The 8788-nt window shown below is 64.0% G+C and carries 7 protein-coding genes and 2 pseudogenes; 5 read left to right on the forward strand and 4 right to left on the reverse strand.

Going from position 1 to position 8788, the window contains the following annotated elements; all coding sequences use genetic code 11:
• A partial coding sequence (locus ACIRRA_RS45025) for a hypothetical protein (protein WP_402781988.1) occupies positions 1-182 on the reverse strand: 182 nt, incomplete at its 3' end.
• A gap of 539 nt (positions 183-721) precedes the next feature.
• Here ACIRRA_RS45025 and ACIRRA_RS45030 point away from each other — a divergent pair.
• From ACIRRA_RS45030 to ACIRRA_RS45040, 3 genes and pseudogenes are all read left to right on the forward strand, one after another.
• A complete protein-coding gene (locus tag ACIRRA_RS45030) occupies positions 722-2557 on the forward strand; it encodes a DUF1254 domain-containing protein (RefSeq protein ID WP_402782004.1) in 1836 nt (611 codons plus the stop codon).
• Between the two features lie 183 nt (positions 2558-2740).
• Positions 2741-3030: pseudogene (locus ACIRRA_RS45035) on the forward strand (transposase); the annotation flags it as partial.
• 223 nt (positions 3031-3253) lie between these two features.
• Positions 3254-3376, forward strand: a pseudogene (locus tag ACIRRA_RS45040) (hypothetical protein); the annotation flags it as partial.
• Between the two features lie 279 nt (positions 3377-3655).
• On the opposite strand, the gene ACIRRA_RS45045 reads toward ACIRRA_RS45040, so the two are convergent.
• Positions 3656-3838 carry a hypothetical protein gene (locus ACIRRA_RS45045; RefSeq protein ID WP_402781990.1) on the reverse strand — a complete coding sequence of 61 codons (183 nt, stop codon included), beginning with the start codon at positions 3836-3838 and terminating at the stop codon, positions 3656-3658.
• Positions 3839-4438: 600 nt separating this feature from the next.
• On the opposite strand from ACIRRA_RS45045, the gene ACIRRA_RS45050 reads away from it, so the two are divergent.
• Entirely contained in the window at positions 4439-5044 is a 606-nt protein-coding gene (locus tag ACIRRA_RS45050) for a hypothetical protein (RefSeq protein WP_402781992.1), read from the forward strand.
• 485 nt (positions 5045-5529) lie between these two features.
• Positions 5530-6210 (forward strand): MspA family porin, encoded by a 681-nt coding sequence (locus ACIRRA_RS45055; protein WP_402781995.1) that lies wholly within the window; start codon positions 5530-5532, stop codon positions 6208-6210.
• Between the two features lie 307 nt (positions 6211-6517).
• On the opposite strand, the gene ACIRRA_RS45060 is transcribed toward ACIRRA_RS45055, so the two are convergent.
• Both ACIRRA_RS45060 and ACIRRA_RS45065 read right to left on the reverse strand, forming a co-directional pair.
• Positions 6518-7132, reverse strand: coding sequence for a hypothetical protein (locus ACIRRA_RS45060; RefSeq protein WP_402781998.1), 615 nt, complete (start codon positions 7130-7132; stop codon positions 6518-6520).
• Between the two features lie 43 nt (positions 7133-7175).
• Positions 7176-7400 carry a hypothetical protein gene (locus ACIRRA_RS45065; RefSeq protein WP_402782001.1) on the reverse strand — a complete coding sequence of 75 codons (225 nt, stop codon included), beginning with the start codon at positions 7398-7400 and terminating at the stop codon, positions 7176-7178.
• Between the last annotated feature and the right edge of the window lie 1388 nt (positions 7401-8788).

Below are 8788 nucleotides of genomic sequence, written 5' to 3' on the forward strand. Positions count from 1 at the left end.
TTGGCTGCGCGCTGATTGCCCGCTGGGCCGCAACGATAGGTGACCCAGTTCACATTCCCTCGGCGCTCCGCGACAATATTCGCGACGCGAATTGTCCTGGCGTGACAGTCGGTCGCTCGGGGTCGCATGACGAATGCCAGCGCGAGTTCGGGATCGGCGGTACCGGGCACGGCGACGGCCACGCTGCGACAGTGCGTGGGCGTCTCTGACACGGCCCGATCAGCCACGCAACCCGCCACGCGTGGACGGGCTCGATGTGGGTGCGGCGGAAGCAGTCCAGTCCCCGGCCCGGCTCGCCGACCGCCACCCCGACACCTCCCGGGCCACCCCTTCGCTGGCACGTTGACTCACCGGAAAACCGGCTGAAGCAGCCGCACAGTCCTCCCCCGCAGGCGGACGCTCCGGCGGCGGGGACCGCAGAAATGTACTGGCGGCACAAATGGCGCCCGCAACATTGTCACGGTAGGCCGAGAGAAAGCGAGCCCCGTCTCCTACTTTCGGCAGCGACGATCGACTGACACCGCGATACCCACCCGACACGTCACCGACAGCGCTGCCGGGGCACCCGGCCGCTCGAGACTCATCGGCATCGCTGCACATCGAAACTCAGCGACAGAAGGACCACATCAGTGCTCGATATGGACATCACCAAGACGAACATCGCCGTCGATCGCGCTCTCGCGGCGACCGAGAAGCCGAGACATCGTCACCTGCTGGGGGCATACTCCCCGCGGTAGCAGAGGCCGCGGTGGTCGCCGTGCCCGACGACCGCTGGGGCGAACGCCCGCTGGCCGTCGTGTTGCTGCGCGAGGGCGCGGACGTCGGCCCGGACGACCTGCGCGTGCATCTCGCCGGGACCTTCGCACGGTGGCAGGTCCCCGAACGGTTCGAGTTCGTTCAAGCGATCCCGCGCACCACCACCGGCAAGTTCAGAAAGGTCGAGCTGCGAGAACGCTTCTCTTCTCGGTGCTTCACCGAGTCCAACCCCTCCCAGCGGGTGCTGATGCAGTCCGAATCCACCACACACAAGGAAGCGCTAATGACCGATTCCTCACCGATCCGCGCGGTCGGGCACCGGGAAGACCCGGCGTCTCATCCGAAGCGGACCAGCACCACCACGTCCATCGGCGGCAGGCGTTACCGAAACAGCATCGCAGGATTCTGCGCTATTGCCCTAATGGTCGGTGCGGCAGCCTGTACGTCGTCACCGGCGAATACGACGAACTCCGGTTCGGGCACCGCCGCCACGGCACCGGCGCCGGTCTCCGCAGACGACGCCCGGGAAATCGCGGCCGACGCCTACACCTACGCCTATCCACTCGTTCTCACCGAGCTCACGCGGCACACGTCCAAGGCGTCGATGAATCAGTTCGAGCATTTGCGAGCCTTCCCCGACGCGAGTTTCACCAGGGTGGTCCGGCCCAACGCCGACACCCTGTACTCGACCCTCTGGTTCGATGTATCGAAAGAGCCGCTCGCCATTCGTGTTCCCTCCTCGGGCGAGCGCTATCACCTGTTCGAGATGCTGGACATGTGGTCCGACGTCTTCGCTTCACCGGGCAGCCGCACCACCGGCAATCAGGAGCAGACGATCGTACTCGCGGCGAAGGGATGGAGTGGTGAGCTCCCGGCGGGCGCTCTGCTGATCCACACCCCGACCCCGACCGGTTGGATCATCGGCCGTACCCAGACCAACGGCACACCCGACTACCCCGAAGTACACAAGTTCCAGGACGGACTCGTCGCGACGCCGCTGAGCCAGTTCGGCAAGCAGTACACCGCACCGAAGACCTCCATCGATCCCGCGTGGGATGTGCAGACGCCCCCGGTGCAGCAGATCGAGAAGATGAGCCCGCAGGACTTCTTCGGCCTGTTCGCCGAACTGATGAAGGTGAACCCACCGCACGACAACGACTCCCCGATATTGCAGCGCATGGCGCGCATCGGTATCGAGGCAGGCCAATCGTTCTCGCTCGCGGCGGCGTCACCCGAGGTACGACAAGCGCTCGAGGCAGCTCCCACCGCGGCGCTCGCGGCTATCAAGTCGAGCGTGACCAAAAGCGGTGTTCAGCAGAACGGGTGGCGCACCTGGCTGACCGGCATCGGCACCTATGGAACCGACTACCGGGCACGGGCACGGATTGCATTCGCAGGCTTCGGTGCCAACACGATCGAGGACGCGATCTATCCGATCGCGTTCACCGACGGGAACGGGAAACCGTTCACCAGCGACGGCCGCTACATGCTGCACTTCGCCAATAACCAGATTCCTCCGGTCCGCGGGTTCTGGTCGCTGACCATGTACAACGAGGGTCAGTTCTTCGCCGCGAACCCGATCAACCGGTACGCCATCGGCGACCGCGACAAGCTCCACTTCAACCCTGACGGCTCGCTCGACCTCTACATCCAGCGCGACTCGCCGGGCACGGACAAGGAATCGAACTGGCTGCCGGCACCGGCGAGCGGTCCCTTCTCGATGAACCTGCGCCTGTACTGGCCCAAGCCCCAAGTACTCTCGGGCGACTGGACACCGCCGCCGGTCACAAAAATCGAGTGAGTGTCCGCGTCAATCGCTTTCGCTGCGGAGTTCACAACCACCGAGACGGAGGCGTCTGATCGCGTGGTGTCCGTTGCCGGTTGAGGGCTGTACAGGAGAATCAGGCATGACCCGCGATGCGTCATGTGTCTGGCAGATGTGTCACCTCGACCGGCAACAGACACGTCGGCCAGCGCGATCCGGATTCTCGCCGCCGACGCCCTGGTGACTGAAAGTGCGCGAGAACGGGCGCGTGGTCAACGTCCACGCCCTGATCGCCACTGGCGTCAATGCCGATGGCTATCGCGAAATACTTGGCCTGCAAGTGGTTTCCGGTGAGGACGGGGCCGAATGGCTGGCGTTCTTCCGCGACCTGGTCGCCCGCGGCCTGAGCGGAGTCGCACTGGTCACCAGCGACGCCCACGCCGGGCTGGTGGCCGCGATCGGCGCGACCCTGCCCGGTGCGTCCTGGCAGCGTCCTGCCCAGACACATTCCAACGCAATCTCCAATCGTCGAATGCCGTTGCCACACAGACGACCTCACCGTCGAATCCCTACGCAGCAATGGATCCGCAATTCTCACTCAGCGGCCGAGGCGTCGCGGGGGTGCCGGGCGGCCAATCGTGTTGAGCCACCAAGAACGGCAGACGAATGGAAGCCACACCCGACACCCCGTGGGAGACAGGACCCTACGACTGGCCCGACCTACCCGCAATAGAACGTAGGGACGAATGGATCGAAGGCCGACGCAACCTCGGCCTCGACGTCCTGGCCCGCTCCCGCGGGCCCACACCCACCGACGAACAGCAGGACACCGCACCAGCAGAACTCACTGCCTGACCCACATTTCGGATCATGCAGTGACCACCCCAGCTACACCACGCCCCGGGACTTGACCCGCCCTGCCGGATTTCGCAGTCGAGATCCTCGACCGCCACTGGGAACGGTTGCAAGCACGGAAGCGCGAAAACCCGCCGCCGACGACCTATTCGGTGGACCTCATTTTTCCCTCGTTCGACTGGACGCTGCGCGACCCAGTGAACGTCAACCATCAATGGCAAAGAGCCCGAAAAGCGTTGGGGCTACCCGATGATCTAGTGCCCTACTCGTTCCGCAAGTTCATGGCACTACATACTCGATGACGCCGGCCTGTCCGCGCGCGTGACCGCTGATGCGCTGCAGCACGCCGATCCCGCGATGACTCAGCGCAAATACATGGCTCGCGGCCGAGTCCATCACCAGGCAGCTGCCCTGGTCCACGAAGCAGTGATGCATGGTCACGACAATGCCGAACAAGATCACGACGAAAGTGGACGCGCTCGGAGTTTCGGGATACTTTCTGGACCATAGATAGATCCAGGTACGAATTAGGCCCCTGACCTTTTCGCTTACGCGCTGGTCAGGGGCCTTTTCGGCTCCCCCATCTGGACTCGAACCAGAAACCTGCCGACTGATTGAGCAGTTGACTACCCCACACAACCAAGTGAAGTCAAGGCCGTATGGAACCGTGTTGTCCGCCAACAGGATTGGCGATTTGATGAAAACTCGCACATACCTGAGACAACTCGACGCCACAAGGATGCCGTGCACCTTTGTTGAGACTTTCTTGCGATCGAGCGCACTCAAGTCATGTTCGCCCAAACCATCAGTGGTTCGTTTTGCCCAGACTCCCCTCCCGACCGTCCAGCCTAGAACCAGACTCGAATGCATCCAATATTGTTGTGCTGCAACACTTTGCCTCACCACTTAAGAAGGAGTCCGATAGAATCGGGGCATCTTCTTCGGCCGGTTCTCGGTCACCTCTTAAGCAGTGAATTCGAGGGATTTCCCATGTTCATCGGTGGACCATTGGCGACAGCAATCGATCGGGTCTGGGACGGCATCCGCCAGCGACACCCGGACGTGCCCGAGGCCGTGGTGGCGATCGCCTCCGGGGCGACCGGGCGCGGCCGCGCCGTCCGGCTCGGGCACTTCGGCCCGGACCTGTGGAGCCGCTCCGGCACCGCGATGCCGGAACTGTTCCTCGGCGCGGAAGGTCTGGCCGCCGGCGCCCACGACGTTCTCGCCACGCTCCTGCACGAAGCGGCGCACGGGATCGCTGTCACTCGCGAGGTGCCCGCGGTCAGCGACGGCGGGCGGTATCACAACGGCAAGTATCGGCAGATCGCCGAGGAGATCGGCCTGGCCGCCGAGCGTGCGCCGCGCACAGGCTGGTCGGTGACCATGCTGCCGGATTCCACGGCGACCGAGTACCGGCGCGAGGTCGGCATCCTGGCCAAGGCAATCGTGGCTCACCGCCTGCCGGAACCAGCTGCCGAGGATGGCGACGCGACTGCCGAGGATGCCGAGAACGGCGACGGCGCGGTGCCGGGAAACAAGTCGGCCGATCGCAACGGCAGCCCGCTAACCTGCCAATGCGAGCCTCCGCGCCGGATCCGCGCGCACAAGAAGATCATTGCCGCCGGGCCGATCCTTTGCGGCGTCTGCCATCAGCCCTTCGCCCAATAGAACTGGCGCACAACCGAACTCGGCCAGCGCGCGGCCTATGTCGCCTGCCTGGCCGAGATTCCCCCGTTAGTGGGCCCCTCTCCGCTTTCCCGCCTTAAAGAGGTGAGTCGCCTCTTAGGCGGTGACTCTCTCGGCTTCCGTAACTGGTCCTCGCTGCTGTTACGAAACTGCCTGGTGGTGAATCCTGACGTCGGCTATCGGTGAAACCTGACGCCGGTCAGAGAGTCCCGGAACACCTGGTATCGGTGAAATCTGACGTCACCGACGGGCATGTCCGGCCAGCCGGGAGCGTCGGAAAACGTCCTCTTCTGCCGAAGTCCGCGCATCGCTATCGTCGGGGTCGATAGGGTTGGCGCACCCCGACACGCCTTGCTATGGCGACGCCACTTGGCGGGAGTCACTGCTTATGCTTGCCAGTCTGTAGCCGTGTGGGTTGTTCCTGTGATGTCGAGCTGCACACAGTCGCGAACCGGAAGGCTCCAGGCATGCGACGTTCGTTTACCGGTGCCATGGCCGCCACGGTCGCGGCAAGTCTGGCCGTGCCGGGCCTGTGGGCCGGTGGCGGGCCCGGCCACGCCCGGCCGCCCGGCGCCGACGTCTCCGGCGGAGGGGTCCATGTGACGGTGTCGGTCGACAACATCGAAGCGAACCCGCCCGGTGATCGGACACCGAACTTCCTCATGACGTTCTCGCACGCCACGCAGATGTCGGGCGATTTCTCGGTCACCGTCGACGGCGGCCAGATCACGTCCGGACAGGCCGTCGCGGGATTCATCCTCGGCTGCGGGATCAGCGTGGACGGCGGCTTCGGTGTCGAGATCGGCACCGAGCAAGCGCTGGGAGTCAGGATTCTCCCCTCGGCCGGCGCCCCCAACGCCTCGATCATCGTGCCCAGTGCGAACCGGTCCGGTATCGGCGGGACTCTGGGCGTGGGCGAAGGCGTGTTCGCGAACCTGGGACCCGGTCAGGTCACTGCCGCGAAAACGGAGACGGCCCGCCTGAATGCCAACACGACATTTCCGTATCGCATCGCGTTCAACAATGCCGCACTGCATATCGCCCAATGCGCCTCGCCGGTATCAGCCGTCCCTTTCGTCACCACCACGGTGAGCACCGCTGAGGGACTCGCGCAGACCACCGCCTACGGCGACCAGTTCACCTTCTGAAGCCCGACCGGATCTCGCAAGAAGGCCGACTCGTTGGTCTGCGCAGGTAGTCACGATGGTGCTGCCACCCCGCCCGATCGTCAGGGAACGAGGTCGTGGTGAAGGCCCCGAGGACCTCTGAGAGCTGTCGGCCAGCGGCGCACCGCGCGGATGGATGGGACGGAACTCGGGGGCGCATAAGCCTGGGAAACCGGCACCTGCGCACGCCCGCGAGATCGGCTTTGGCCACGGCGGGAGGTCGTGAGAATGCCGGCCAGCCGGTCAGGATTATCAGCAGGCGGCTACCACGACTGCCCGAAGTGTGAAGTCATTCGGCTTCTCTGGGGGGAGCCGTATGCCCGGCGGTGCTTTGCCGGATTCCGATTCGCACCGATTTGATCCTGTTTCTCCAGGGGTTGGAGCGCGGGTTGTCAGTGGCGCTGACGTCCCAGGACTCGCCTTTGCCGTCGCGCTCGGAGTACAGGGTGCAGGTCCAGTCGCCACCGCATTCGGAGGAGGAGGCCGTGTCCTCACCGAACGGGCAATCGCTGAGGTTGAACAGCCCGCGTTCCATGAAGACCACCGCGGCGCCCGCGTACTCGATGTCTTCATACAGTGTCGGATTCAGCCCGATGTAGGTCTCGAGCAGGTCGGTCAGATCAGAGGAATCGTCGCCGGCGGGGACCATGTAGGTGGGCTCCCACCGAGGCGCGACGCCGACGATGTCGGTATCCATCGCGCCCGAGTCCCGCATTTCGGAGTTACTCATGATCACACCCTTCTTGCATCGGAATCCCGCTGTGGCCAGCGATGCCGCAGCATCTCCGCAATCATCCCCCGCCGCCAAGATCAGGCGATCTGACCCTCTCGTCCCCTCCATCGTTTTCCGAACAGCGCGCCGTGCGGCAATGCGGATGGCCGAGGCATGGTTTCCGGTGCGCACTAGGGTGTGTCTGAGCGGCAGCCGCCGGCGCTTCGCACACGGACTATGAGTTCTCGGTCAGCTCGTTGTAGCGCATGAACTCCACGAAGGAGAGCTGTCCATCCGACCAGATGCGGTCTTGCTGAATCTGGTGCCCAAGGGTTTCCCATGCTCCCTGCCGCTGGTTCATGGCCCACTGGATGGCTTGTTCGAAGGTGATGAAACCGTCCTGGTCTGTATCGATCTCGTCGAACGCCCGCCGGGTAGCGAAGAACTGCTGCTGGTCCATACCCGTCTCCTCAGTCGGCTGGTTACCGCAGAACAGTGATTGTTTTCGCTCGTTATCGATCCAGCGACCAAGCGTACGCGGAAAGTTTGCTGAGACACCCCGATCGGCAGCGAATCGAAACAATCCCACGCGCCGGCCTCGATGGCTCCGGCCTCAGACCCGCCCAGGACATGCGGCGGTGCCTCAACGCACTCAACTCGGCAACACCCTGCACTGACGACGTTGTTCGGGGCGCTCGAATGACCCCTGCCCGTTGATGTTCCAAAGATCCGCGCCGGCCGATTCGGTCAGCACGGTCAGCGGTGCGGGCTCAGGCGGTTATCGCCACATTTCTTCCGACTCGACTCAGTCAACTTCGACGATCCAGCTCATTCGGAGGACGCCAGCGCCGCGCGGCGCGGTAACGCAGCGGTGGCCTTGCATACACCCACGATGATCAGCGGTTATCCGATCGGCTCACGGTCGGGTGACCCGCTCTGGAGATACACCCCCGCCCGGCCTGGCCCACCAGTCCGTTGGCCGGGCGGGGCCCAGGAACATCCTCTCGCGCCGCATGGCGCGCTGAGCGCAGCGGCCATTCGGCACACCTGAAGATCGACCGGAATTGAGCGTCTAGCGCTCGGGTACGGGCAAACCCAGTCGTGCCGCGGCCCCGAACATGCCGATGCCGCCAGGCAAGGGGGAGAAACCTGGCGGCACCAACGGATCTCGTTGCAGCGCCCGACTTTTCCGGGCGGTGGACGGGCCGGCGGTTCAGGGTTGGTTGGGTTAGCCGGCCCGTAACCAAACGGTAGCTATGCCCGACCGCTCTTCGCAGGACAATTCGGACAACTCTTGTGTCACAGTCCCATAGCGCTGTAGCCGCGCAAGGGGGGTCTCAATCGTCGCCGTACAGCGCTCACGGACCGAACAGGCTGAGTAGCTGGACATCCGCAGACGGGTAATCGTTGACCTGCTGCCGGCGCACGGCTCCCACGACGGCGCGGCCGCAGCGCAGCTCTTGGCACGATCTGGCTAGCCGGAAGGCCGCCGACGCCTGTCATGTTTCGGTGCAGTCTTACCAGCCATAACGCATCGGAACCATTGCTGCACAAAACATGCTAATGCCGCATACCGCGCTGACCGAACCGGCCAGCGCGACGCAGCGGAAGATCAACGGGCGGTATCGATCTGAGGCCGGCTTGACGCACTGATTTGCCGATTATGTGATGTGGCAGGTGTCGGATTGCTTCCTGCAGGATGCCCGATTCCACCGTTCGAATCTGCTGGCCATGCGGCCACGGGATACCACAAGTCGGGCACGACGACCACCCAGCAACACGCGATAATGAACTCCCGGTACACCAATTGATCTCAGCAATCACTGCTCTACCTGGGTTCATTCAAAT

Source organism: Nocardia sp. NPDC101769, from assembly GCF_044766925.1.
Classification (GTDB): domain Bacteria; phylum Actinomycetota; class Actinomycetes; order Mycobacteriales; family Mycobacteriaceae; genus Nocardia.

Coding starts and splice junctions, on each gene's coding strand:
- ACIRRA_RS45055 (WP_402781995.1), top strand. CDS start 5,530: ATGCGACGTTCGTTTACCGGTGCCATGGCCGCCACGGTCGCGGCAAGT.
- ACIRRA_RS45065 (WP_402782001.1), bottom strand. CDS start 7,400: ATGGACCAGCAGCAGTTCTTCGCTACCCGGCGGGCGTTCGACGAGATC.